Raw genomic sequence first — 24,283 nt, 5'->3', positions numbered from 1 at the left:
GTGGGTGTCCGGCGGAAGCCCTCGCTGACGCCTATTCCGACGGTGGATCGTCCACGTACGGGCAGTGCCGGCAGCCGCGCCCGCAGCAGGTGCCGCGCCGAGCCAGGAACCCGGCGCTGAGCACGAACAACCCCGTCGCCGGGTCGAGGTAGCCGGCCTCCCCGGCGGTCAGCGCGGCGGCGTGCGTGGCGAGGATCCGGGCCCGGTCGGGGTGCGCGGGCGACAGCCGGGACGGGTGCGGCTCGGTGAGCGGCCGATCCGCCAGGGGTCGTCGCTCCCCGGTCACCAGCAGCAGTCCTTCCGGGTCACCCGCAGCAGTCTAGGCCGTCGTCAGATTCCTCGGTCGAGCGTGCTGGGCACCTGGGCGGCGTGCCTGTTCGTGGTCTGCCCTCCGCTGCGACGAATGCGGGACACGCCGCCGGTTTCGTCGTAGGGTCCGACGATGCTCGGCATCGATCGTTGTGCCGAGCACGGAGGAGACACCATGCGGAAGATCGTTGTGCACATGAGCCTGTCGCTGGACGGGTTCTTCGAGGGCCCCGGTGGCGACATCGGTTGGCACCAGGTCGACGAGGAGCTGCACCAGCAACTCAACGACGTGATCGCGCAAATGGGCGGGTTCCTCAACGGCCGGGTCAGCTACGAGCTGATGGCCGACTTCTGGCCGACCGCCGACCAGGACCCGACCAGCAGTGCGCCGATGCGCGAGTTCGCCGGTATCTGGCGGGACATGCCGAAGATCGTCTACTCCCGCACGCTCGACCACGCCGACTGGAACGCCACGGTGGTCCGGGAGGTGGATCCGGAGGAGGTACGGCGGCTCACCGCCGAGCCCGGCGGCGACCTGGGGCTCGGCGGGGCCGACCTGGCCGCGACGTTCGCCCGGCACGACCTGATCGACGAGTACCGGATCTACGTCCACCCGGTGTTGCTCGGCCGGGGTCGCCGACTCTTCCCCGACGCCGACGCCCCGACCGGCCTGCGGCTGGCGGAGAGCCGCGTCTTCGGCAACGGTGTGGTCCTGCTCCGCCACGAGCGGGCTCGCTGACGTCAGTCACTTGAGTCTCCACCGGGGGGAGACAGCAGGGTGGGGGCATGAGTGCTGCGGAGCGGTACACGATCGGCGAGTTGGCCCGACGCACCGGCCTGAGCGTCAAGACCGTCCGGTACTACGCCGACAGCGGGATCGTGCCGCCGACGGACCGGAGCCCGACCGGCTATCGCCGCTTCGACGGCGAGGCGGCGGCCCGGTTGGAGCTGGTCCGGACGTTGCGCGACCTGGGCGTGGGCCTGGCCACCATCCGGCGGGTGGTGGACCACGAGGTGCCCCTGCACGAGGTGGCCGCCGCGCACGCCGAGGCGTTGGCGGTGCAGATCCGGGTGCTGCGCCTGCGCCAGGCGGTGCTCACCGTCGCGGCGAGGCGCGGGTCGGGCCCGGCTGAGGTGGACGAGCTGCACCGGTTGGCCCAGCTCACCACCCGTGCGCGGGCACACCTGGTGGGCGACTTCCTGGCCAGCGTCTTCGCCGGCCTCGGCGACCAACCCGCGTACCCGGGTGTGATCGTCTCGATGACACCGGAGCTGCCCGACGACCCGAGCACCGAGCAGGTGCAGGCGTGGCTGGAGCTGGCCGAGTTGTGCCGGGAGCCCACCTTCCGGGCGAGTATGCGGCGGATGGCGCGGCAGCACGCCACCGACCACGACGTGCCCGGGTTACCCCGCCCGGACGCCGTCGCGGTGGTCCGGGACGGGGTGGCCCCCGCCCTCGCGGCCGGCCTCGACCCGACCAGCCCGGCCGCCGATCCGGTGGTCGCGGCGACCACCAGCCGGTACGCGAGCCTGCACGGTCACTCCGACGACGCCGACCTGCGTCAGCGGTTGCTCGACCGGCTGGTGCTTGCCAACGATCCCCGCCGGGACCGCTACCTCGACCTGGTGGCGGTGCTCAACGGCTGGTCGACAGGCGATGCGACCGCGCCGGCGGTGGACTGGTTCATCCGGGCCCTGCACGCCCGGATGCCCGAACAGCCTCGTTGAGCCGGCCGGGCGGCTGGGCGGCTCGGCGGCTCGGCGGCTTCAGCCGAACCAGGTCATCGCCTGGCCGTGCCCCCTGGCCCAGGCCAGCGGTTTGCCGTCGAGCGCGAGGACGTTGTGCAGCGCGTCGCTCGGCGGGTCGGGCAACCCGTCGTACGGCAGCACCTCCGGCGCCTCGTTCGCGATCCAGTGCCCCGGCAGCTCCCGGACCAGCCGGACGAACGCGTCCCGGCGCGGCGCCGGCACCTGGTAGAGCACCGAGGTGTGGAAGACCACGAGCGTCGCGTCGGCCGGCGCGCGGGCGGCCAGCGCCGGCAGGTCGTCCACCAGATCGCCGCGGACCAGCAGCGGAGGATCGGCCGCGGCGACCGCCGCCGCGGCCCGCAACCGGGCCCGCCGGTGCGCGTGCTCCGGCCAGATCAGGGCGTCCAACCAGGACACGTCGCCGGGGTCGGTCACGTCGAGCGGGTTGAGATCCAGGCCAGCCCGCCACACCACACGGGGTACGCGGACCGGCGGCACCAGGCCGTCGGCAGCGCACTCCAGGACCGGCTCACCCGAGCCCACCTGATGATCGCCGTAGCGGTACGCGTACCGGTCGGGGTAGAGGCAGAGCCCGGCCGATGCGCCGACCTCCACCAGGGCGAGGGGCTGCGGCAGCGCGGCGAGCAGCGGCAGCAGGACCGCGCACCGGCCGCTCTCGTTGGTCTGGGTGGCCCGGACCCGCAGCTGCGCCTCGATGGCCGGCCAGTGCGTCACCGCGTAGTCGTGGAAGGTGGCCGGGTCGTCGACCGGGCCGCCGAGCCAGCGCACGACGCCGAACAGCAGATTCGGCTGCCGCTTGGCCGGCGGGAGCCCGTCGAGCAGGGCGAGCAGGGCGTCGTCGCGGGCGACGGCCTGCGCCAGACGCTCGTACGTGGGCGACACCCCACGCGCCTCGCGGCTGCCGAACTCGGCGTACGTCTCAGCGGTCGTCATGCCCTCATCGTCGCAGCCCATTCCTCGGAAGGTCAGGCCCCGTTTCCGTGTGCTGACTCACCGCCCGCACCGGCAACGCGACCCGTGGTGGGCCGGGCTGACCGTGGTGGATCCACAGCGGCCGGTAGCGCGTCCAAGGAGGGCGGCCGAATCCGGCTGTCCGACCTGCGTAGGGAGTCACGGATGAACGACGAGGAAGCCGGCCGACTGCCCGAACGGCTCACGGACCGTGGACCCGTCGGGCCCACGCCGGTGGACCATCTGCTTCGCGCGACCAGATCGACACAGCGCAGGAGGCGGCACCTCGGGCTCTTCGGTGCTGCCGCGGCGACGGCCCTCGCGCTCGGCGGCGGTGTCGTCGCCTTAGATCTTGTCGGCGCGGGATCGCGGGGCGGAAACGACTCTGCCGACGGGCCGCGCCTGGCGGCTCTGTCCGCCTCCCCGGTGACCGACGGGGACGATCCGACGCGGGACCGGTCCGGGCCACTGCCGGACGCTGGCGCGGCGAGCTGTGTGGAGGTATTCAGCCCGGAGACGCTCGCCAACCGGGCGTTCGCGTTCGACGGTGTCGTGGCCACCATCGGACCAGCCCGCACCAACCGTCCGGGCGTCGACAGGCTGGACCTCGTGGGAGTCACCTTCACCGTCGGCGAGTGGTTCTCCGGTGGCACCGCGTCGCGCGTCACAGTGGACATGGATCCGCCGGTGAGGGGAACGCACGACCTCACGGCGGAGAGCTTCACGTCGTACGCGGTCGGTTCGCGGTTGCTTGTCAGCGGTGGGCCTCGTCAGCCTCGTCCCGGAGGATCTCCGCTCGACGACGCCATCGCCTGGGGATGTGGGTTCACCCGCTACCACGACCAGTCGACAGCTCAGTCCTGGCGGCGGGCCGCGACGGCACCGACAGTCCCGCCAGCCACCCCGATGCCGGCTGGCGGGACATCCTGATCGGCGACGCGCCCGGCACCGCTCAGGGCAGCTGACCCGGCCGGTCGACGACGGCGATACGGAGGAGTGCGAAAGTCAAGTCCACCGACTCCTTGCCGTCGCGTATCACCGACCCCCGTTGGCCGAGGTAGACGTGGGTGTCCCGGTCGAAGAGGACGTCCTGGTTACCGCCGATCACGCCGGGCATCCGAATCGCCACCCCGTGCCGACCGGCGGCGTCCACCACGTTGCCGGAGATGACGACCGCCCCGGGCTCCCGTGCCAACAGTTCGAACAGCGCCGCCAGCGCTCGGGGTGGCACGTAGCCGCTGAGCATCGATCGCGCGGTGGTGTACGCCATGCTCTCGTCCCCGTAGACGGCCTCCTCGTCGGCTGCTTCGGGGAGATGCAGGTCGACCGGGTGCTCCCGGAGGTATCGAAGCAAAGCGTCCGGGTCGGTGGGCAGGTCGCCGTGGTACGCGGGCGCCTGGAAGGCGTCGAGCTCCTTCTCGGGATCCCCGGGATCACCGAGACGGAGCTCGGTCAGGTCGCTCCACCCGTTCGGATCGGTCTCCGGTCGATAGCGTCCCTGCGAGTACGCGACTCCGCCGGCCGACTGCCACAGCTGGTTCCGTATGGTCCGGTACGGGCCGCTGGCCGGCATTTCCCTGACCACCGCGAGGGATTCCGTGAAGACGTACTGGTCGGGTCGGGCGGTCAGCTCGGGCTGCTGCCGGGCGGCGTCGGCCGCCATCCGGAAGATCTCCGACGCGGTTGCCGTGGGCGGCGGCTTGTCGCCCACCCTCATCGTCTGGACCGCCAGCGCGCCGGCGGTCAGGACGACTGTCAGTCCGAATGCTCCAGCCAGGCGCCAACCGCGCGGGAACCGGGTACGGAGTCCGGCGGCACGGGTCGCCGAAGCCACCTCGGCCCGCCGGGCGACGTGGGCGGTCAGATCTCTGAGGAGCTGCTCCTCGAAACCGTCGGTCGACTCTTCGATCTTGTTCATGATCTCAGCTCCGTCTCATCAGGCGAGGGTGGTGGCCGGGCGGGCGAGCACGGCCTGGACGACGCGACGGGCACGGTGCAGGCGGACCCGGGCAGCGACCGGGGACATCCCGACCACGGTCGCCGCCTCCGCGACACTGAGGCCGTCGACGGCGACGAGTTCGACAAGCGTTCGGGTGCCCTCGGGCAGCTCGCTCAACGCCCGATAGGTGTGGCGGGCCGCCGACTCGGCGTCGATCCGCTCCTCGATGCGGGCGATGTCATCGGGGCCCAGGTCCCGTCGTCCGGCCAGTCGGCCGGTCACCCGCAGCCGTTGGGCCGCCCGACGTCGCTCGTCGCCGATGACGTTGCGGGCCACCCCGTAGAGCCAGCCGACCTGGCTACCCCGGTCCGGCCGGTAGCCGCCCGCCGACTCGATCACCGCGAGGAACACGTCGGCGGTCAGGTCGGCGGCGAGGTGCGGGTCGTCGACCCGCCGCGCCACGAACCGGCCCACCGCCTCCAGGTGCCGCCGGTAGAAGACCTCGAAGGCCACCGGATCGGCCCCGATGCCGGAGATGTCACCCCCCGCTTCGCCGGGCTCATTCACAGGCTGTCCTCTCTCGTAGCCTTCACACCTCTACTTCGTAAGACGGGCCGCTTGTGTTACCGAACGCTCCGGCCGACCGATCGGCCCCTCGCGCCGCCGACGCGGCACCGCGTACCCGCCCGCCCTGCGGCACCGCGTACCCGCCCGCCCTGCGGCGGCGCTGCCGGTCCGGTTGGGCAGCTGCCCTGGTGATGCGGCATCATCGAGGGCACCGGCGACTGGCGGCACGGGGATGGTCGAACCATCGGGGAGCCTCTCGCGGGCGTCGACCGCCTGGGCGCCTGCGTGGAGGAACATCATGACCACGACACGTGGATCCGCAGAGCACCACACCCCGGCGGGCACGGCCCGGCTCCTGCCGGGTGCTCCCGTCGCCGAAGCCGTCCTGGCCGAGACCGCCGCCGCTGCCACAGGCCTGCGCCGCCGCGGGATCACACCGAGCCTGGCCACGATTCTCGTCGGCGACGACGACGCCAGCGCCGGCTACATCTCCATCAAGCAGCGTCAGGCGGCCGAACTCGGGTTCGACTCCCCGCACGTGCACCTGCCCGCCACCGCCACCCAGGCCGAGCTGCACCAGGCCATCGCCCGCTTCAACACCGACCCGGCCGTGCACGGACTGCTCGTGCAGTACCCCGTTCCGGGCCATCTGGACTACGACGCGGCGCTACAGACAATCGACCCGGACAAGGACGTCGACGGCATGCACCCGCTGAACATGGGACGCCTCGCCGTCGGCCTGCCCGGCCCGCTGCCGTGCACCCCCGCCGGCATCGAAGCCCTCCTGGCGTACCACGAGATCCCCGTCGCCGGTCGCGAGGTCGTCATCCTCGGCCGGGGCGCCACCCTCGGCCGGCCCCTGGCGATGCTGCTCGCCCAGAAGCGCCCCACCGCCAACGCCGCCGTCACCGTCGTACACACGGGCGTGCCCGACTGGGCCCGCTACACCCGCCGCGCCGACATCCTCGTCGCCGCCGCCGGCGTACCCGGGATCGTGCGACCCGAGCACGTCAAGCCGGGCGCCGTCGTCATCGGCGCCGGCGTCCGCTACGACGGGCGACGCCTCCTGCCGGACGTGGACGAAGCGTGCGCCGAGGTCGCCGGCGCCATCACGCCCCGGGTCGGCGGGGTCGGTCCGACCACTGTCGCGATGCTCTTCCGCAACGCCGTGCGCGCCGCCGAGCGCGCGAGTCGGTAGCTATGCTGCCGGTGGCACAAACGTTGCGAGGTGCCCCCGCGCGAGTGGGGAGAATCGGGAAGCCGGTGTGAGTCCGGCACGGGCCCGCCGCGGTGACCGGGGAGCTGCCACCCACGCGTACCAGACGCAGCCACTGGCCCTGAGGGGCTGGGAAGGCGGGTGGCCAGCGCAGATCCGGGAGTCCGAAGACCGGCCTCGCGTCATGGGCCCCGTCAGGGGCGCGAGCGCAGCGGGAGCCTGCCGTGAACACCGGACTCTACGAGACCATCCACCGCCGCCGCGACGTACGTGCCCAGTTCACCGGGGCGCCGATCCCCTCCGAGACGCTGGATCGGATCCTCACGGCGGCGCACGCCGCGCCGAGCGTCGGTCTCTCCCAACCCTGGGACTTCATCCTGGTCCGCGATCCCGAGCTGCGGCAGGAGTTCCACCGACACGTGGAGCGGGAGCGGAACACCTTCGCGGCCACTCTCGACGGCCCGGCGGCGGAACGCTTCGCCCGGATCAAGATCGATGGTGTACGGGAGTCGACGTTGTCGGTCGTGGTCACGTACGACCCGGAGCGGGGTGGGCCGGCCGTGCTCGGTCGTCACGCGATCGCCGACGCCGGCCTCTACTCGGTCTGTCTGGCGATCCAGAACCTGTGGCTGGCCGCAACCGCCGAGCAGCTCGGGGTCGGCTGGGTCTCGTTCTACCGGGAGCCGTTCCTGCGCGAGCTGCTCGGCATCCCGGCCACCGTCCGCCCGGTGGCGTGGCTCTGCCTCGGCCCGGTCACCCATCTGGAGCAGACGCCGGACCTGGAGCGGCACGGCTGGCGTCAACGTCGCCCGCTGTCGTCGGTGATCCACCACGATCGTTGGTCCGGGTGACTGCAGCCCTGGGCGCGCAGCCGAGCGCGCGAGCCAGTAGCCCGGTTCCGCCGTTACCGCCAAGATCACTTAATGCTGAGTAGTCAGAACGGGTCGCCCACAACTACTCAGCATTAAGTGATCGAGGCGGCTACCTGCGCTCCTCGCCGCATCGGATGAGGCTCACCGGACCCAGCCCAGAAAGCGCCGGTGCAGCACCCCGGCGGACACCCAGGTCAGGTCCTCCGCAGCCCAGACCAGGTAGGACGCCATGTAGAGACCCAACGACACCGCCGCGCCATCGAACTCGGCACGCAGCTCGGTACGCCGGGTCCGACAGGGCCAAGGGGCGTCACAGCCGCCGCAGGTCCACAACGGAAGGACCGGGCCATGGGTGGTCACTGCACCCTGTTCGGGGAGAGGTCGGCGGCGGACCGGGCGTGCCAGCGGGCGACCCATTCCGCCTGGCAACAGGGGTACGGAGACAGCCGCGCCCGCCACCAGCGACAGCCCGCACAGAGGCCGTCAACGCCGGGCGAGTCCACGGACAGGATCGGCCCGAGGTGATCCTCGATCATTCCTGCTCCTCCCCTGGCCAGTGGCCGCGCCGGATCGGGATGCGGTGTCTAGCTCGGCACGGCAGGTCCGCCCCGCATCGGCAGATCCGCCGCCACCGCCGCCATGACCAGACCGGCCGATGTCGCCGAGCGAAGGTCAGCGCCACCGCCAGCAGGTAGTCGTCGTACGGCACATGCTTCGGCACCCGACCTCCCGGCGAGTTGTCCCGCCGTTGCCTGGCGTGACCACTCCACCACACACCACTCGATGATGTCTTGTCAATCTGCAAGTGACGATAGTCAAGTGTAAGTTGCGCTTAGTTTCAGGCCGTGAAGCGACCGCGCTTGTACGGGCCTGGCGAGTTGGCCGCCCTGTTCAACGTGTCGCGGCAGCGGGTCCTGCAGATCACCCGCCGACCCGGCTTCCCTGAGCCGATGGCCCGCCTGATCGGGACGACCATCTGGGATGCGGACGAGGTAGACGACTGGGCCAAGCACAACCGCCCACCACGCCCAACCGAGGGCGACGAAGACCGCTGACACGGATGCGCTTACCGCACGCCCTGCCGGACTGGGTCCGTCAGCACCTGGACCTCGGAGGTGACGTGACGCGTGAGAGGTCTATGCCACCAGCCAGAGGTCATCCCCGAAGTTCTTGAATACGCATCGTGGTGCGCGACAGCATGAATCCCATCGGGTCAGCCCTTCACTTCAGAAGAGGTGCCTGGATGCGGATCATTCGCAGCATCCCGCAGTTGGGGCCTCAGGCTCTCCCGCTCCCGGCGACCTCCTCGTCGTCATTCTTGCCTGCGGCGCTCTTAGCTCCCCCCGAAACCAGCATCAAGATGATGGCGCCGGCGATCACCCAGGGCCAATAGTTGGTCTCCTCGCTGGGGCGCTTCTCGGCCCAGGTGCGAACGTCCAGGTGGACCGTAGTGCGGCCGCCGTCACGACGCAGCCGCTTGACAGTCAGGAGACTTCTTCTGCCGGCGTCAGTGAGCACACAATAACGCGCACCCACCTTCAACTCTTTGAACGGTATGGCACCATCCGGGACATAGTCGGTATTTGCCGAACACATACTGAAAGTCGCTGCTGCGGATCCCTCGACCACCGCGATCTGGGCGCCAGCATTCAGACTCCGGACGAAAGCCTTGCCATTGTTGCCGACGTCTTGCTTCGTGCCGAGCACGTCTGTGACGTTCCAGTCGGGGCAGAGGGAATCTAGGTCCGCGTAATAGCCCTGTGAGATGACCAGCGCTCCCTCGTGGCGTACGGCATCGACGACGCCCGTGCCGCTAGATGTGGGTGCGATCCCAGCCGTGGAAGCACACGGCTCCGCGCTTCCCACCGGGGAACTCGCCGACGGAGACGCACTCGCTGATGGAGGTGCGCTCGCAGAAGGGGAATGATCTTGCGTAGTCCGATCATCTTGAGCCTTCGACCCGTCGGTCTGCCCCCCGTTCGCAAGAAGGCCCGCGGCGACCACGATCAACAGGCCTACGGCCATCACCGCGAGGCCAGTCAACACGCTTGGCCGCCTGAAGAACGACACCTGGGGCTCGGAACCTTCGCCACCCTGGGCAGAAGACCTGCGCTGTTGCTCAACCAAAGCCCCAGTGAATGTCCCGAGTGCGAGCAGCATCCCAATGACGCTCGCCGCCTTGTCGGCCCGGTCGAGAGAATTCTCGCCCATGCAAACCGCCAGCAAGATCCAGGTCGCGAGCGCTATGCACCCCACCACGACGGCCGGGTGCATCTTCCTGCGGCGCGTCGGTGGCTCCGTCATCCCGGCATGATCTCAGACTGACTACGCAGCATCATCCCTAATCTATGTCGGCTAGAAGACAGAATGAGCGACACGGCCGGACCAACAAATAGACGGCAAGCCTCATGCCGCAGAGTCATAAATGTACCTCTGAGGTATATCGCCAACAGACGCGTACTTCCGCGCGGCCCGGGCCAGCTGGAAACGGCGCTGCCCCGACTCCTGGAGGGGAGCCGGGGCAGCGCCGCTTTTCGCGTACGTCAGCTGCAGCCGCTTGTGGAGCCGCAGCCCTCGCAGACGTAGCAGCTACCGGCCGGGCGCATCTTCGTACCGCAGGTGAAGCAGAGCGGCGCGTCGGCGGCCTTGCCGATCACGGCCTCCAGCAACTCGGTGCTGGAACCCACGCTCGGCGCCGGCTTGGCGGCGGCCACGTCGGCCATCTCCTGGGCCGGCTGGGCGACGGCCTCCGACTTGGCCGGGGCCTCCACCGGTGCCGAGGACGCCATCGCGGTGAGCTCCGCTCCGGTGACCGCGGCGGCTTCCGCGTCGGCCTCGGCCCGCAGCTGCGCGGCCCGCTCGGACGCGGTGAAGATGCCCAGCTCGGCGCGGCGCTCGTAGGGCAGGAAGTCCAGCGCCAGGCGACGGAAGATGTAGTCCATCACCGAGGCCGCCATCCGCACGTCCGGGTCGTCGGTCATGCCGGCCGGCTCGAAGCGCATGTTCGTGAACTTGCTGACGAACGTCTCCAGCGGCACGCCGTACTGCAGGCCGATGCTGATGGCCACCGAGAAGGCGTCCATCACGCCGGCCAGGGTCGAGCCCTGCTTGGACATCTTGAGGAAGACCTCGCCGAGGCCGTCGTCCGGGTAGGACGACGCGGTGAGGTAGCCCTCGGCGCCACCGACGGAGAAGCTGACCGTCTCGGACGGGCGCTTCTTCGGCAGGCGCTTGCGGACCGGCCGGTACTCGATGACCTTCTCGACGGCGACCGGCGCGGCCTCGACGGCGGCCGGCTCGGTGGCCTTGTTGGACTTGGCCACCGAGAGCGGCTGACCGACCTTGCAGTTGTCCCGGTAGATCGCGAGCGCCTTGAGGCCGAGCTTCCAGCCCTCGAAGTAGATCTTCTCGACGTCCTCGACGGTGGCCGCCTCCGGCATGTTCACCGTCTTGGAGATGGCGCCGGAGACGAACGGCTGGATGGCCGCCATCATCCGCACGTGACCCATCGGGGCGATCGTCCGCTCACCCATGGCGCAGTCGAAGACCGGGTAGTGCTCCGGCTTGAGGCCCGGGGCGTCCACCACGTGGCCGTGGTCGGCGATGTGCTCGATGATCGCCTCGACCTGCTCCTCGGGGTAACCGAGGCTGCGCAGCGCGCGCGGCACCGTCTGGTTGACGATCTGCATCGAGCCGCCGCCGACCAGCTTCTTGAACTTGACGAGCGCCAGGTCCGGCTCCACACCTGTCGTGTCGCAGTCCATCATGAAGCCGATCGTGCCGGTCGGGGCGAGGACGCTCGCCTGCGCGTTGCGCCAACCGAACTTGTCACCGATCTTGTTGCCCTGGGTCCACTGCCTGGTCGCCTCGCGGACGATGGCGGTGGCCACCGGGCTGGTCGGCTTGATCTCGTCGTTGGCCGCGGCGTGCTTGCGCATGACCCGCTTGTGCGGCTCGGCGTTGCGGGCGTAGCCGTCGTACGGGCCGACCACGCCGGCCAGCTCGGCCGAGCGGCGGTACGCGGTGCCGGTCATCAGGGACGTGATCGACGCGGCGACCGAGCGGCCCTGCTCCGAGTCGTACGGCAGGCCGGTGGCCATCAGCAGGGCGCCCAGGTTGGCGTAGCCGATGCCGAGCTGCCGGTAGGCGCGGGACGTCTCACCGATCTTGTCGGTCGGGAAGTCCGCGAAGCAGATCGAGATGTCCATCGCGGTGATGACGAACTCGACGGACTTGACGAACTTCTCCACCTCGAAGCCACCGTCGGCGCGGAGGAACTTCATCAGGTTGAGCGAGGCCAGGTTGCACGAGGAGTTGTCCAGGTGCAGGTACTCCGAGCACGGGTTCGACGCGGTGATCCGCCCGGTCTCCGGGCAGGTGTGCCAGTCGTTGATCGTGTCGTCGTACTGCAGGCCCGGGTCGGCGCACTCCCAGGCGGCCTGGGAGATGGTGCGGAACAGCTTCTTGGCGTCGACGGTGTCGATCACCGAGCCGTCCAGCCGGCCACGCAGGTCGAAGCCGCCGCCGTTCTCCACGGCCGCCATGAACTCGTCGGAGACCCGGACCGAGTTGTTGGCGTTCTGGTACTGCACGCTGACGATGTCGGAGCCGCCGAGGTCCATGTCGAACCCGGCGTCGCGCAGCGCACGGATCTTGTGCTCCTCGCGCGCCTTGGTGACCACGAACTCCTCGATGTCCGGGTGGTCCACGTCGAGGATGACCATCTTGGCCGCACGGCGGGTCGCGCCGCCGGACTTGATGGTGCCGGCCGAGGCGTCCGCGCCGCGCATGAAGCTGACCGGGCCGGAGGCGGTGCCGCCGGAGGAGAGCAGCTCCCGCGACGAGCGGATCCGCGACAGGTTGACCCCGGAGCCGGAGCCGCCCTTGAAGATCAGCCCCTCCTCCTTGTACCAGTCGAGGATCGAGTCCATCGAGTCGTCGACGGCCAGGATGAAGCAGGCGCTGACCTGCTGCGGCGACGGCGTGCCGACGTTGAACCAGACCGGCGAGTTGAAGCTGAACACCTGGTGCAGCAGCATCCAGGTCAGCTCGTGGGCGAAGATCTCGGCGTCCGCCGGGCTGGCGAAGTAGCCGTACTCCTCACCGGCGGTGCGGTAGGTGGTGACCACCCGGTCGATCAACTGCTTGAGCGACCACTCCCGCTCCGGGGTCCCCACCGCGCCCCGGAAGTACTTGGTGGTGACGATGTTTGCCGCGTTGACGCTCCACGACTGCGGGAACTCGACCCCACGCTGCTCGAAGTTGATCGAGCCGTCCCGCCAGTTCGTCATCACGACGTCGCGGCGCTCCCACGCGACGTCGTCGTACGGGTGGACCCCCTCGGTCGTCCACACCCGCTCGATCTTCAGCCCCGCGCCTGCCTTGCTCCGTGAACGGCTAGTTGTCACGCCGTCGCCCCCCTCGTCTGCGCGGTCACCCACCGCGCGTCCCAATCTCTCGAAAAACTGTGCAGATTCAGTTGGCCGGACCGGCGGCCTCGACCGCGTCGGCCCGACCCTGCCCCCGGGCGCGCGCCGCGCCCCGCAACGTCTCGATCTCGCGCTCGAAGTCGGCGAGCGAGTCGAAGGAGCGGTAGACGCTGGCGAACCGCAGGTAGGCGATCTCGTCCAGGTCGCGCAGCGGGCCCAGGATCGCCAGGCCCACCTCGTGACTCGGGATCTCGGCGGCCCCCTTGGCCCGGACGGTCTCCTCCACCCGCTGCGCGAGCAGCGCGAGGGAGTCGTCGTCCACCGGCCGGCCCTGGCACGCCTTGCGCACCCCGCCGATGATCTTCGTCCGGCTGAACGGCTCGGTCACCCCGCTGCGCTTGACGACCGCGAGGACCGCCTCCTCGACGGTGGTGAACCGCTTGCCACACTCCGGGCAGGACCGCCGCCGTCGAATGAGCTGACCGTCGTCGGCCTCCCGCGAGTCGACCACCCGGGAGTCAGCGTGTCGGCAGTACGGACACCGCATCGCCCACCTCCTTCACAATGATCGACTGTGCCCCGCACCGAGCGACTCCGGGCACGACCGACCGCGACGGTGCCGTCCTCGGACGACGCCCGCCGTGATCGACGTTACGGGAGTGCGGTCGGTAGTCGGACCCAACCTGTGGGCAACTTACGCCCGTGTCACTACTACATCTAGGGGTTGACCGTATGTCGCCGGGGAAGCCGGGTCAAGTTGACCGGCGTGTCCGGCGCGTCACGCACGATCCGGTCACCCACACCCGCCGACACGTCCGAAAACCCCAACGTCGAGACCTCTCCCGGGTTACCGACCGGCCGGCCCGAGTAGCCCGGAAAACGGTCGACCATCGAACACCAGTGCTATCCGACGTACCATTTATCAGAACATCCGTACGACGGGAGCGGTTTTTCACCCCGACACGCCGGTGAGAGGTCGTACAGATGTTTGAAAATGACCGATCTCACCTATACGGTCATGAACAACGTGGCACCACCGCACGCACCACGAGCCGACGAGGCACCCAGCGCCGACCAGGGAGGACGGACGTGACCGAGGACCGGGCCAGCCGGCCGAAGAGCCCGCAGCAGATCACCGAGGCGGGCCCCCCGGCCACCCGACGCCGCAGCGCCGCGCGCAGCCGGACGGGTCAGCCCGCCGTACGCCCGGTGACCCCGGTCGTCAGCGCCTTCCCCGACCCCGCGACTGTCGACCTGACCGCCCGCCAGCGTCGCATCCTGGAGTTCATCCGCAACTGGGTGGAGCGACACGGCTACCCGCCAAGCGTCCGGGAGATCGGCGAGGCGGTCGGCCTGGTGTCGCCGTCAAGCGTCGCCTACCAGCTCAAGGAGCTGGAAAAGAAGGGCTTCCTGCGTCGCGACCCCAACCGGCCGCGCGCGGTGGACGTCCGCGCCCCCAGCGAGGCAATCGACGACGAGCTGTCCCGGGCACAACGACCGACCCCGGCGTACGTGCCGATGCTCGGTCGGATCGCCGCCGGTGGGCCGATCCTCGCCGAGCAGGCCGTGGAGGACATCTTCCCGCTCCCCCGCGAGTTGGTGGGCGAGGGCGAGGTCTTCATGCTCCAGGTCAAGGGCGACTCGATGCTCGACGCGGCGATCTGCGACGGCGACTGGGTGGTCGTCCGGCAGCAGCCGACCGCCGACTCGGGCGAGATCGTGGCCGCCATGCTCGACGGCGAGGCGACGGTCAAGACCTACCGGCGGCGCGACGGGCACGTCTGGCTGATGCCGCAGAACCCGGCCTTCGACCCGATCCCCGGTGACGACGCCACCATCATGGGTCGCGTCGTGGCGGTGTTGCGCCGCATCTGATCTACCGGCGGGTGAGTGCCCACGGGCGCTCACCCGCGTCGGTGGTCGGCAGCGGAGTCGGTGGTCAGGGACGCGGGTGAGGGCCGATCAGTAACGGTCGCCCCGGTGACCGCGCCCCCCGCCGGGATACTGCCCGTACGGGTCCACAGGCCCGTCGTCGTCACGGCGACGGCCGGGCCGCTGGCCCCGAGGGTCGGGCTCCTGCCCACCTCGTCGGGGCGGCTCCGCGCGACCGGTGCCGGTGTGGCCACCGTCACCGCCGTACGCACCACTGCCGGGGCGTCCGCCCGGTGGAACGCCGCCGGCGCCCTGCGGGCGGCCACCGCCCCCGCCAGCACCCTGGGGACGACCGTCACCACCCACCGGAGGGCGACCACCAGCGTGGGGGCGACCACCAGTGGCCGGCGGGCGACCACCACCACCGGCTGGGGGACGACCGCCGCCACCTACTGGAGGGCGACCGCCGCCGTACACACTGGCGGCGCCGCCGTCCGGCCGTGCCGCACCGTAGCCACCGTCGGACGCGGCCGGTCGGCCACCGCCGTACACGGCACCACCCGCCGGAGTCGGCCCACCGCGACCCGCGCCACCGCTGTAGGGGCCCGCCGGCGCGCCGCCACCGTAGACGCCGCCCGTACGGTCACCGAGCGCTGACGAACCATCGACCGCTCGGCCCGCGCGCGGGTTGAACGGCTCACCGTCGTCCGGATCCGATGCCTTCGACGCGTCGGCGGCGGGCAGCCGCCGGCGAGCCCGGACGATGCCGACGATGCCGGCACCGACAAGCAGCAGACCGATCACCCCGACCGCGCCCACCAGATAGGTGATGTCGTCGAAGTCCAGCCCGGCGGCCCAGGATGTCGAGGCCCCCTGCTTGACGCCGCCCGCCGACGCCGCGAGTGGCACCGTGGTCGAGGTGGACGGCGTGTAAGCGAGGATGTCGAGGGGCTCGTCATCGCCGAACCGGAACGCGTCGGACACGGTCAGGAACGTCTTGCCGTCCGTGGAGTAGCTGATGGCCTCGCCGAACGGGTCCGCCAGCGCCGTTACCCGGGGCTTGCCGGTGGTGAGCGCGCCGACGATGTCACCGCCGTTCACGTCGTACTCGAAGGCGTCGGCGTAGGTGCGCAGGACCACCCGGGAGCCGTCCGGCGACCGGGCCGCGCCGGTGATGGCGATCCGGCCGAACGTGTTGAGCGGATTCTCCGTCTGCGTCTTCGGCAGCGTGATGTCGCCGACCTTGCGCATCGGCACCGCCTCGGCGTCGCCGTTGCGCAGCGCCGCCGACGGCGCGTAGATCTCGGCCTTGCCGCTGGTGACCCTCGTGATGATCAGCGGTTTTCCGTCGTCGCCGATGAGCAGCGCCTCGGCGTCGTGCGGCTTGCCCTCGGGGTAGGAGATCCGGTGCTGCGTCGGTTGCCTCGCACCGGTGACCGGCATCGACCAGAGCGCGACGCGCGTACGGCGCTCCTTCGCGTCGGCATTGTCACCGGTGTCGGCGATCCAGAGGGTGTCGCCGTCCTTGGAGAGGGCGAGGTCCTCGGTGTCGACCGGGCCCTGCCCCGCGTACCGGACCGGCTCCTTCGAGATCTTGCACTTGGTGTCGAGGAAGAAGATCCGCTCACGTGCCGGGTTGTCGGTGCTGTCGTTGATGACGATGTAGCCGCTCTTGGTCGCGACCAGACCCGACAGCTCCCGCAGGCGCTCGTCGCTGATCGTGCACCGCTTCTGGCCGGCGGTGACGGCGGGCGGCTGGGACGACCCGGGGGCGGGAGCCGCCGCGGCGACTCCGGCGAGCGCCACGGTTGCCCCAAGCAGGCCGAGGGCAACCGTGACCGAGGAAACAACGCGGCGCATTCGGCCAGTGTCGCATGCCACGCGTTTCCGGCGGATAACACCGTGGCCGCTCAGGAGCGGCTGCCGGCCGCCTGCCCCTGACGCTCGACGTCGAACGGCGCCAACTCCGCGGCGAGGTCCGCGGCGACGCGGACATGCAGCAGGGTGCCCTCCGGCAGGTGCGCCGTGCTGAGCACCTCGCCCGTGCGATGCACCCGGGCAACCAGGTCACCGCGGTCGTACGGCAGTACGGCCCGGACCTCCACGGCAGGTCGCGGCAGCCGCTCCTCGATCGCCGCGCGCAGCCCGTCGATGCCCCGCCCGGAGTGCGCGGAGACGAAGATCGCGTCCGGCCAGAGCCGCTTGAGCCGAAGCAGCGTGTCCTCGTCGGCCGCATCGGTCTTGTTGACCACCAGCAACTCGGGAAGCCGCTCCGCGCTCACCTCGGCGAGCACCGCGTGGACCGCCCGGACCTGCTCCTCCGGATCCGGGTGGGTGCCGTCGACGACGTGCACCACCAGATCCGCCTCCGCGACCTCCTCCAGCGTCGACCGGAACGCCTCGACGATCTGGTGCGGCAGGTGACGGACGAAACCGACGGTGTCGGACAGGGTGTAGAGCCGTCCGTCCGCGGCGGTCGCCTTGCGGGTGGTCGGGTCGAGCGTCGCGAACAGCGCGTTCTCCACCAGCACGCCCGCGCCGGTCAACCTGTTGAGCAGGCTGGACTTGCCGGCGTTCGTGTAGCCGGCGATGGCCACGGCGGGGACGGAGTTGCGGCTGCGTCGGGCGCGCTTGGTGACGCGTACCGTGCGCATGCTCTTGATCTCGCGGCGCAGCCGGGAGATGCGGTGCCGGATCCGTCGCCGGTCGGTCTCCAGCTTGGTCTCACCGGGACCACGCACACCCACACCGCCGCCGGCGCCGCCACCACGGCCGGAACCACCTGTCTGCCGGGAGAGCGTCTCACCCCAACCGCGCAGCCGGGGCAGCAGGTATTCGAGCTGGGCCAGCTCGACCTGCGCCTTGCCTTCCTTGCTCTTGGCGTGCTGGGCGAAGATGTCGAGGATCAGCGCGGTCCGGTCGACGACCTTGACCTTGGTGCGCTGCTCCAGGTTGCGCAACTGCGACGGGGACAACTCACCGTCACAGATGACCGTGTCGGCGCCGCTGGACAGCACCACCGCGCTGAGGTCGTCGACCTTGCCGCGGCCGATGTACGTGGCCGGGTCGGGTCGGCTGCGGCGCTGGATGAGCGCTTCGAGCACCTGCGAACCGGCGGTCTCGGCCAGCGCGGCAAGCTCGGTGAGCGAATTTTCCGCGTCCGCCGCCGTGCCCTCGGTCCAGACGCCCACCAGGACGACCCGCTCCAGCCGCAGCTGGCGGTATTCCACCTCGGTGACGTCGGTGAGCTCGGTTGACAGGCCCGGGACGCGTCGGAGGGACTGTCGCTCCGACAGATCCATCTCGCCGGTGGTGACGTCGTCGAGCTCGTCCTCGACGGGGACAAAGCTCTCCTGGTCTCGCAAGCGGTTCTCCTGTCCGTTTTGATTAGTGGAACGTAATCCTGACATGACACAACGCCGAACGCACCTGCTATATGCCCGTGCCCAGGGTCGCCAAAAGTGGGGGCGAATGCTGGTCGGCCGCGACAACCCGGTAGAAATGCGGGCGGCGGCCGACCGGCCGCACAGCCGTGACGGAGGGATCCCGTGGCCATCACCCGACTGCCGAGTGCCGGATTTTCGATCACCATCCGGATCGCCGTGACCGCGGACGCGTCCTCGATCGGCCGGCTCACCACCTCCGTCGGCGAGGCCGGCGCGATCGTCACGGCGTTGGACGTGGTGGACTCCGACCCGACGAACGTGATCGTCGACCTGACCTGCGACACCGCCGACGCCGGCCACGCCGACCAGGTGGTCGACGCGCTGACCGCGCTGGACGGCGTGGACGTGCGGAAGGTGTCGGACCGGACGTTCCTCCTGCACCTGGGCGGCAAGATCGAGGTGACGTCGAAGGTCGCGCTGCGCAACCGCGACGAGCTGTCCCGGGCGTACACCCCGGGGGTGGCCCGGGTCTGCATGGCGATCGCCGAGAACCCGGCGGACGCCCGGCGACTGACCATCAAGCGCAACACCGTCGCGGTGGTCAGCGACGGCTCGGCGGTGCTCGGGCTGGGCAACCTGGGCCCGGCCGCCTCGCTGCCGGTGATGGAGGGCAAGGCCGCCCTGTTCAAGCGCTTCGGCGGGGTGGACGCCTGGCCGGTGGTGCTGGACACCCAGGACACCGACGAGATCGTGCAGATCGTGAAGGCGATCGCGCCGGCGTACGGCGGGATCAACCTGGAGGACATCGCCGCGCCGCGCTGCTTCGAGATCGAGGCCCGGCTGCGCGAGGCGCTGGACATCCCGGTGTTCCACGACGACCAGCACGGCACCGCGATCTGCGTGCTGGCCGCGCTGACCAACGCGCTGCGGGTGGTCGGCAAGCGGCTGGAGGACGTCCGGGTGGTCGTCTCCGGCGCCGGCGCGGCCGGCACCGCGATCATGAAGCTGCTGCTGCGCCAGGGCGTCGGCGACATCATCGCGTACGACCGGCAGGGCGCCCTGCACCGTGGGCTGACCGGGCTCAACTCGGCGTGGCAGTGGCTGGCGGACAACACCAACAAGGAGAACTACTCGGGCGACCTGCCGGGTGCGATCCGGGGTGCCGACGTGTTCATCGGGGTGAGCGCGCCGAATCTACTCACCGGTGACGACATCGCCCAGATGGCCAAGGACTCGATCGTCTTCGCGCTCGCCAACCCGGACCCGGAGGTCGACCCGCGGGAGGCGCGCAAGCACGCCGCCGTGGTCGCCACCGGCCGCTCGGACCAGCCGAACCAGATCAACAACGTGCTCGCCTTCCCCGGGGTGTTCCGCGGGATGCTCGACGCGCACGCCGAGGAGTTCACCGAGGAGATGGCGATCGCGGCCGCCCGGGCCATCGCCGACGTGGTGGGCGAAGACAAGATCAACCCGACGGTGATCGTGCCGAGCGTCTTCGACTCCCGGGTCGCCCCGGCGGTCGCCGCCGCCGTCCGCGCCGCCGCGCACAACCCCAGCCCGCTGCCGGCAGCCGACCCCGGCCCCGCCGACCTCCCCGAGATAGCGGCAAACGCCAGCGCAACGCCCTGAACCCCCACCCCCACCCCACCCCGCTTCGTTGATCATGAGGTTATAGCGGCGACACGCCGATGCGAGTGGCTATAACATCATGATCAACGGGCGGCGGCCGGGTGGGGGCCGGGCGGTGCGGGGTGGTGCGGGGTGGGGTTGGGGTTTGGGTTTGTTAGGTGGGGAGGTCGACCTCTCCGGTGGCTATCAGGACGGCGGGGCCGGACAGCCAGCAGGAGGTTGCGGTGACCGTCACCGTCAGGCGGCCACCGGGGACGTCCACGGCGATCACCCCGGTGTCCCGGCCGAGGTCGCGCAGGGCCACCGCGCCCACCGCGCAGGCGCCCGTGCCGCAGGACAGGGTCTCGGCGCTGCCGCGCTCGTACACCCGCATCAGGGTGTGCCCGTCGGTGTCGTCGACCGGGTCGCCCGCGACGATGAACTCGACGTTCACCCCGCTCGGGAAGAACGCCGGGTCGAACCCCGGCGCGGTGGTCAGGTCCAGCGCGGACAACTCCACGCCGGGCGGCAGCACGCAGACCAGGTGCGGGTTGCCGGTGTCTACGGCGGTGCCGGACAGGGTCAGCCCGCCCAGGGTGGCGACCGAGCTGTCGTACACCCGGGGTCGGCGCAACTCGACGGACACGGCGTCGCCCTCGACAAGCGCGCGCACGACGCCGGCCCGGGTGGCCACCGGCAGCGCCGCACCGGCGGGCGTGGCCAAGCCGGTGTCGAGCAGGTAGCGCACGAAGACCCGCGCGCCGTTGCCGCACATCTCGGCGAACGACCCGTCGGCGTTCCAGTAGTCCATGAACCACTCGGCCTCGCCGGCCAGCCCGGCGCCGTCCGGATGCTTGGCCGCCCGGACCACCCGCAGCACGCCGTCCGCGCCGATGCCGCGCCGCCTGTCACAGAGCGCCGCGACCAGCTCCGGGGTCAGGTCAAGCTGACCGTCCGGGTCGGGAAGGAGGACGAAGTCGTTGCCGGTGCCGTGGCCCTTGGTGAACTCCACGCCCCCATTATCGCGTCTCGGCCGGCACCAGACGCAGCGCGGCTCCGATCAGGTCCGGGGTCGTCGAGTCCAGCCAGTGGATCCGCGGGTCACGCCGGAACCAGGACCGCTGCCGGCGGACGAAGCGCCGGGTGGCCCGGACCGTCTCGTCGTGCGCCTGCGGCTCGGTCAGCTCACCGGCGAGCAGGCGCAGCACCTGCTGGTAGCCCAGCGCCCGACTCGCCGTCCGCCCCTCGGGCAGCCCTCGCCCGACCAACTCACGGGTCTCCGGCACCAGGCCGTCGGCCCACATCCGGTCGACCCGTAGGGCGATCCGCTCGTCCAGCAGCGCGGTGTCCAGGTCGACGCCGAGCTGCACGGACGGGTAGTACGGCGTGGGCTGCGGCAGCGACGCCGTGAACGGCGCGCCGGTGAGCTCGATCACCTCCAGGGCCCGGACGATCCGCCGACCGTTGCCGGGCAGGATGCCCTCGGCGGCCGCCGGGTCGGCGGACCGCAGCCGCGCGTACAGCGGGGCCGGGCCGACCTCGGCCAACTCCCGTTCCAGGCGCTCGCGCAGCGCCGCGTCGGTGCCGGGGAACTCGAAACGCTCCAGCACCGCCCGGACGTACAGCCCGGACCCACCGACCAGCAGCGGCACCCGCCCCCGGGACAGGATGTCGTCCACCGCCGCGCGCGCCAGCCGCTGGTACTCCGCGACGCTCGCCGGCTCGATGACCTCCCAGATGTCCAACAGGTGGTGCGGCACCCCGTCCCGCTCGGCGGGGGTCAGCTTGGCGGTGCCGATGTCCATGCCCCGGTAGAGCTGCATCGAGTCGGCGTTGACCACCTCACCGTCGATCGCGTGCGCCAACGCGATGCTCAACGCCGACTTGCCCGCCGCGGTCGGACCGACCACCGCGACGACAGTGCCTCCCCCGTCGCCTGTCACATCCGCTCCCAGGAGGCCACGAAGTAGGCGACACCGTAGGGGGCCGCGTCGTGCAGCAGCTCGCCGCGCCACCCGCCACCGGCCGAGCCGGCCGCCCTGGCGAGCACCTGCCAGGGCGCGCGGCCGGCGGCCTTCAGCTCCGCCGACAACACCGGGTCGAGGTCGAGCAGCACGTCCAGGTCCGCCTCGGCCAGCGCCGCGGCGACCCGCCTGTCGTACGGGAGGGCGCGCGCGTCGTCGTACCCGGGCGCCTTCTCACCCCGGCAGGCCGAGCCGTCCCCGAGCACCAGCACCGCCACCCGGTCCCCCGCGGCGCCGACCTCGTCCGCGAGCGCGGCCAGCTCGGCCGGACCGGCGTCGGCGGCCACCTGCGCAGCGGTCACCGACTCCCGCGCGTCGTGCTCGCGCGTGCCGTGCGCCCGCGTGCCGTGCTCGCGCGTGCCGTGCTCGCGCGTGCCGTGCTCCCGCGTGCCGTGCCGGGCCAGCAACCACGCGCCGATGGTCAGGCTCAACGGCAGCACCGCGCCCCGGTCGGGTTGGCCGGGGACCAGCGGCACGTCCAGGTCGACTCCCCACGGCTGGAGGGAGCCGGTGGCCGGGGTGCGGATCAGGCCGGTCACCGGGCCGGTGCCGAGCAGCACCACGGTGTCCGGGTCGACGGCCAGCAACCGACGTACGGCCGTGTCACAGGCCGCTCGCAGGCCGTCCAACTCCGGGGCCGCGGAGCCGGCCACCTCGGGCACGAGCAGGGGCGGATGTGGGCAGACAGCAGCGGCGACCAGTGGCACCCATTTACCGTAGCGGGAATCGTCGGTGCGTCTCCGCGCCGATCCGGTCATTCGGCCCCTAGGACACCGTATGGTCACGGTCGGCGATAGGCGCTCGACGCGGACCGGGTCGGACCTGTGACAATGCCGGAAGCAACTTGGCTGCGCCGTGGCGGCGACGGGGGATCGATCCCTCGACGCCGGGAGAACGAGGATGGGCACATGAGCGACTGGACTGCCTTCGGACGGGTGGATGCGGACGGCACCGTGTACGTCAAGACCACCGAGGGCGAGCGGGTTGTCGGATCCTGGCAGGCGGGAGCACCGGAGGAGGGCCTGGCACACTTCGCGCGCCGCTTCGCCGATCTGGTGACCGAGGTGGACCTGACCGAAGCGCGTCTCAAGTCGGGTGCGGCCGACGCCGGGCACTCGCTGAGCACGATCCGGCGGATCCGTGCCACACTGCCCGAGGCCAACGTGGTCGGCGACATCGACGCCCTGGCCGCCCGCCTGGACAAGCTGGCCACCCTCGCCGAGGAGAAGGCCGGCGAGGCGCGCGCCGCCCGGGACGCCGCTCGCGGCGAGGCCCTGGCCCGCAAGACCGCGCTCGTCGAAGAGGCCGAGAAGCTCGCCGCCGAGTCCACCGGTTGGAAGACCGCCGGGGACCGGCTCAAGGAGATCCTCGACGAGTGGAAGACCATCCGTGGGGTCGACAAGAAGGCCGACGGTGAGCTGTGGAAGCGCTTCGCCGCCGCCCGGGACGGTTTCACCCGACGCCGGGGCGCCCACTTCGCCTCCCTGGACTCCCAGCGCAAGCAGGCGCAGACGGTCAAGGAGGAGCTGGTCGCCGAGGCGGAGAAGCTCTCCGAGTCCACCGACTGGGCCGCGACCGCCAACCAGCTCAAGGATCTGATGACCCAGTGGAAGGCCGCGCCGCGCGCTTCCAAGGAGGCCGAGCAGAAGCTCTGGGAACGATTCCGGGGCGCGCAGGACGCCTTCTTCAGCCGGCGTAGCGAGGTCTTCTCCGCCCGGGACAACGAGCAGCGCGGCAACCTGGAACGCAAGCAGGCCCTGCTCGCCGAGGCCGAGGCGCTGGACATCGACGCCGACCCGAAGGGCGCCCAGGCCAAGCTGCGGGAGATCCAGGCACAGTGGCACGAGGCCGGCCGGGTGCCCCGCGAGGCAGCCGCCGGGCTGGAGCGCCGTCTGCGCGTCATCGACGACAAGGTCCGCGACGTGATGGACTCGGCGTGGCGCCGCACCACCAAGGAGGACAACCCGCTGCTCGCGCAGATGCGGGCGCAGGTGGTGGAGGCCGAGGAGCGGCTGGCCCGGGCCCAGAGCGCCGGCGACGCGCGTCGGATCAAGGACGCCGAGCAGGCACTCGCCGCCAAGCGGCAGTTCCTCCAGCTCGCCGAGCAGGCCGGCTGACCTGACGTCCTCCGGAGCCCCCGGTCCCTCGCGGGACCGGGGGCTTCCGCGTGTCCGTCCCCCCACGCGCTCCGCGCCCTCGCATCACGCTCCCCGAAGTCTCCACGCGCCTCACTCGGTCTCACTCGGCCCCGCGCCCCGCGCCCCGCGCCCCGCGCCCCGCGCCCCGCGCCCCGCGCCCCGCGCCCCGCGCCCCGCGCCCCGCGCCCCGCGCCCCGCGCCC

General features: G+C 71.1%; 22 protein-coding genes and 1 riboswitch. Of the genes, 9 read left to right on the top strand and 13 right to left on the bottom strand.

From position 1 onward, the window contains the following. Positions 1-31: 31 nt before the first annotated feature. Positions 32-286: a DUF5522 domain-containing protein gene (locus ACGFH8_RS32640; RefSeq protein WP_393374919.1), complete on the bottom strand. Its 255-nt coding sequence runs from the start codon at positions 284-286 to the stop codon at positions 32-34. Positions 287-484: 198 nt separating this feature from the next. Between ACGFH8_RS32640 and ACGFH8_RS32635 the strand changes: the two genes are divergently transcribed. Beyond that, positions 485-1,048 (top strand): dihydrofolate reductase family protein, encoded by a 564-nt coding sequence (locus ACGFH8_RS32635; RefSeq protein WP_393374916.1) that lies wholly within the window; start codon positions 485-487, stop codon positions 1,046-1,048. Positions 1,049-1,095: 47 nt separating this feature from the next. Then, complete coding sequence (locus tag ACGFH8_RS32630; protein WP_393374915.1) at positions 1,096-2,037, top strand: MerR family transcriptional regulator; 942 nt, start codon at positions 1,096-1,098, stop codon at positions 2,035-2,037. A gap of 39 nt (positions 2,038-2,076) precedes the next feature. Here the strand turns inward: ACGFH8_RS32630 and ACGFH8_RS32625 are convergent, their stop codons facing one another. Next, entirely contained in the window at positions 2,077-3,012 is a 936-nt protein-coding gene (locus tag ACGFH8_RS32625) for a DUF2332 family protein (protein WP_393374912.1), read from the bottom strand. A gap of 183 nt (positions 3,013-3,195) precedes the next feature. On the opposite strand from ACGFH8_RS32625, the gene ACGFH8_RS32620 reads away from it, so the two are divergent. Next, positions 3,196-3,960, top strand: coding sequence for a hypothetical protein (locus tag ACGFH8_RS32620; protein ID WP_393374909.1), 765 nt, complete (start codon positions 3,196-3,198; stop codon positions 3,958-3,960). 22 nt (positions 3,961-3,982) lie between these two features. Here the strand turns inward: ACGFH8_RS32620 and ACGFH8_RS32615 are convergent, their stop codons facing one another. Beyond that, positions 3,983-4,948: a CU044_5270 family protein gene (locus ACGFH8_RS32615; RefSeq protein WP_393374906.1), complete on the bottom strand. Its 966-nt coding sequence runs from the start codon at positions 4,946-4,948 to the stop codon at positions 3,983-3,985. 18 nt (positions 4,949-4,966) lie between these two features. Beyond that, positions 4,967-5,536 (bottom strand): RNA polymerase sigma factor, encoded by a 570-nt coding sequence (locus tag ACGFH8_RS32610; protein ID WP_393374903.1) that lies wholly within the window; start codon positions 5,534-5,536, stop codon positions 4,967-4,969. A gap of 298 nt (positions 5,537-5,834) precedes the next feature. Between ACGFH8_RS32610 and ACGFH8_RS32605 the strand changes: the two genes are divergently transcribed. Beyond that, positions 5,835-6,734: a bifunctional 5,10-methylenetetrahydrofolate dehydrogenase/5,10-methenyltetrahydrofolate cyclohydrolase gene (locus ACGFH8_RS32605; RefSeq protein ID WP_393374901.1), complete on the top strand. Its 900-nt coding sequence runs from the start codon at positions 5,835-5,837 to the stop codon at positions 6,732-6,734. A gap of 11 nt (positions 6,735-6,745) precedes the next feature. Continuing rightward, positions 6,746-6,947: riboswitch (cobalamin riboswitch) on the top strand. Between the two features lie 29 nt (positions 6,948-6,976). Then, the gene (gene bluB, locus ACGFH8_RS32600; protein ID WP_393374898.1) at positions 6,977-7,603 is read left to right on the top strand and encodes a 5,6-dimethylbenzimidazole synthase; all 627 of its coding nucleotides are present in this window, start codon (positions 6,977-6,979) and stop codon (positions 7,601-7,603) included. Positions 7,604-7,765: 162 nt separating this feature from the next. Here the strand turns inward: bluB and ACGFH8_RS32595 are convergent, their stop codons facing one another. After that, a complete protein-coding gene (locus ACGFH8_RS32595) occupies positions 7,766-7,984 on the bottom strand; it encodes a hypothetical protein (protein ID WP_393374896.1) in 219 nt (72 codons plus the stop codon). Between the two features lie 485 nt (positions 7,985-8,469). Here ACGFH8_RS32595 and ACGFH8_RS32590 point away from each other — a divergent pair, with 485 nt between their 5' ends. Beyond that, entirely contained in the window at positions 8,470-8,679 is a 210-nt protein-coding gene (locus ACGFH8_RS32590; protein WP_357379401.1) for a DNA-binding protein, read from the top strand. 223 nt (positions 8,680-8,902) lie between these two features. Here ACGFH8_RS32590 and ACGFH8_RS32585 read toward each other — a convergent pair whose 3' ends face one another. The 3 genes from ACGFH8_RS32585 to nrdR form a co-directional block, all read right to left on the bottom strand. After that, entirely contained in the window at positions 8,903-9,928 is a 1,026-nt protein-coding gene (locus ACGFH8_RS32585; RefSeq protein WP_393374894.1) for a hypothetical protein, read from the bottom strand. 239 nt (positions 9,929-10,167) lie between these two features. Beyond that, the gene (locus ACGFH8_RS32580; RefSeq protein ID WP_393374892.1) at positions 10,168-13,065 is read right to left on the bottom strand and encodes a vitamin B12-dependent ribonucleotide reductase; all 2,898 of its coding nucleotides are present in this window, start codon (positions 13,063-13,065) and stop codon (positions 10,168-10,170) included. 34 nt (positions 13,066-13,099) lie between these two features. Continuing rightward, on the bottom strand, positions 13,100-13,600 hold the full coding sequence (gene nrdR / locus ACGFH8_RS32575; protein WP_393374889.1) for a transcriptional regulator NrdR: 501 nt from the start codon (positions 13,598-13,600) through the stop codon (positions 13,100-13,102). 542 nt (positions 13,601-14,142) lie between these two features. On the opposite strand from nrdR, the gene lexA reads away from it, so the two are divergent. After that, a complete protein-coding gene (gene lexA / locus ACGFH8_RS32570) occupies positions 14,143-14,928 on the top strand; it encodes a transcriptional repressor LexA (RefSeq protein ID WP_030489395.1) in 786 nt (261 codons plus the stop codon). Between the two features lie 87 nt (positions 14,929-15,015). On the opposite strand, the gene ACGFH8_RS32565 is transcribed toward lexA, so the two are convergent. Then, complete coding sequence (locus ACGFH8_RS32565; RefSeq protein ID WP_393374887.1) at positions 15,016-16,785, bottom strand: hypothetical protein; 1,770 nt, start codon at positions 16,783-16,785, stop codon at positions 15,016-15,018. 50 nt (positions 16,786-16,835) lie between these two features. After that, complete coding sequence (gene hflX / locus ACGFH8_RS32560; protein WP_393374885.1) at positions 16,836-18,290, bottom strand: GTPase HflX; 1,455 nt, start codon at positions 18,288-18,290, stop codon at positions 16,836-16,838. Between the two features lie 183 nt (positions 18,291-18,473). Between hflX and ACGFH8_RS32555 the strand changes: the two genes are divergently transcribed. Continuing rightward, positions 18,474-19,940: an NAD-dependent malic enzyme gene (locus ACGFH8_RS32555; protein ID WP_393374882.1), complete on the top strand. Its 1,467-nt coding sequence runs from the start codon at positions 18,474-18,476 to the stop codon at positions 19,938-19,940. A 154-nt stretch (positions 19,941-20,094) separates the two neighbouring features. Here ACGFH8_RS32555 and dapF read toward each other — a convergent pair whose 3' ends face one another. The 3 genes from dapF to ACGFH8_RS32540 are packed head-to-tail and all read right to left on the bottom strand — an operon-like array spanning position 20,095 to position 22,701. Further along, a complete protein-coding gene (gene dapF, locus ACGFH8_RS32550) occupies positions 20,095-20,931 on the bottom strand; it encodes a diaminopimelate epimerase (RefSeq protein ID WP_393374880.1) in 837 nt (278 codons plus the stop codon). Positions 20,932-20,938: 7 nt separating this feature from the next. Beyond that, the gene (miaA, locus tag ACGFH8_RS32545) at positions 20,939-21,874 is read right to left on the bottom strand and encodes a tRNA (adenosine(37)-N6)-dimethylallyltransferase MiaA (protein WP_393375147.1); all 936 of its coding nucleotides are present in this window, start codon (positions 21,872-21,874) and stop codon (positions 20,939-20,941) included. Beyond that, complete coding sequence (locus ACGFH8_RS32540) at positions 21,859-22,701, bottom strand: hypothetical protein (protein WP_393374877.1); 843 nt, start codon at positions 22,699-22,701, stop codon at positions 21,859-21,861. Before ACGFH8_RS32540 ends, miaA begins: the two co-directional genes overlap by 16 nt. Before the next feature lie 150 nt (positions 22,702-22,851). Between ACGFH8_RS32540 and ACGFH8_RS32535 the strand changes: the two genes are divergently transcribed. Further along, positions 22,852-24,060, top strand: a complete 1,209-nt coding sequence (locus ACGFH8_RS32535) for a DUF349 domain-containing protein (RefSeq protein ID WP_393374875.1) — start codon at positions 22,852-22,854, stop codon at positions 24,058-24,060. The last annotated feature ends 223 nt before the right edge of the window (positions 24,061-24,283 follow it).

Origin of the sequence: Micromonospora sp. NPDC049175, assembly GCF_043197345.1 — a bacterium.
Lineage (GTDB): Bacteria > Actinomycetota > Actinomycetes > Mycobacteriales > Micromonosporaceae > Micromonospora.
The sequence above is the reverse complement of the archived record's forward strand: the minus strand, read 5'-3'. Positions and strand labels throughout refer to the sequence as shown.

Excerpts from the sequence above, each read along its gene's own strand:
- ACGFH8_RS32625 (WP_393374912.1), bottom strand. The coding sequence starts at position 3,012 with ATGACGACCGCTGAGACGTACGCCGAGTTCGGCAGCCGCGAGGCGCGT.
- nrdR (WP_393374889.1), bottom strand. The coding sequence starts at position 13,600 with ATGCGGTGTCCGTACTGCCGACACGCTGACTCCCGGGTGGTCGACTCG.
- ACGFH8_RS32585 (WP_393374894.1), bottom strand. The coding sequence starts at position 9,928 with ATGACGGAGCCACCGACGCGCCGCAGGAAGATGCACCCGGCCGTCGTG.
- ACGFH8_RS32540 (WP_393374877.1), bottom strand. The coding sequence starts at position 22,701 with ATGACCGGATCGGCGCGGAGACGCACCGACGATTCCCGCTACGGTAAA.
- ACGFH8_RS32620 (WP_393374909.1), top strand. The coding sequence starts at position 3,196 with ATGAACGACGAGGAAGCCGGCCGACTGCCCGAACGGCTCACGGACCGT.
- ACGFH8_RS32630 (WP_393374915.1), top strand. The coding sequence starts at position 1,096 with ATGAGTGCTGCGGAGCGGTACACGATCGGCGAGTTGGCCCGACGCACC.
- ACGFH8_RS32565 (WP_393374887.1), bottom strand. The coding sequence starts at position 16,785 with ATGCGCCGCGTTGTTTCCTCGGTCACGGTTGCCCTCGGCCTGCTTGGG.
- ACGFH8_RS32535 (WP_393374875.1), top strand. The coding sequence starts at position 22,852 with ATGAGCGACTGGACTGCCTTCGGACGGGTGGATGCGGACGGCACCGTG.
- ACGFH8_RS32635 (WP_393374916.1), top strand. The coding sequence starts at position 485 with ATGCGGAAGATCGTTGTGCACATGAGCCTGTCGCTGGACGGGTTCTTC.
- ACGFH8_RS32605 (WP_393374901.1), top strand. The coding sequence starts at position 5,835 with ATGACCACGACACGTGGATCCGCAGAGCACCACACCCCGGCGGGCACG.
- ACGFH8_RS32615 (WP_393374906.1), bottom strand. The coding sequence starts at position 4,948 with ATGAACAAGATCGAAGAGTCGACCGACGGTTTCGAGGAGCAGCTCCTC.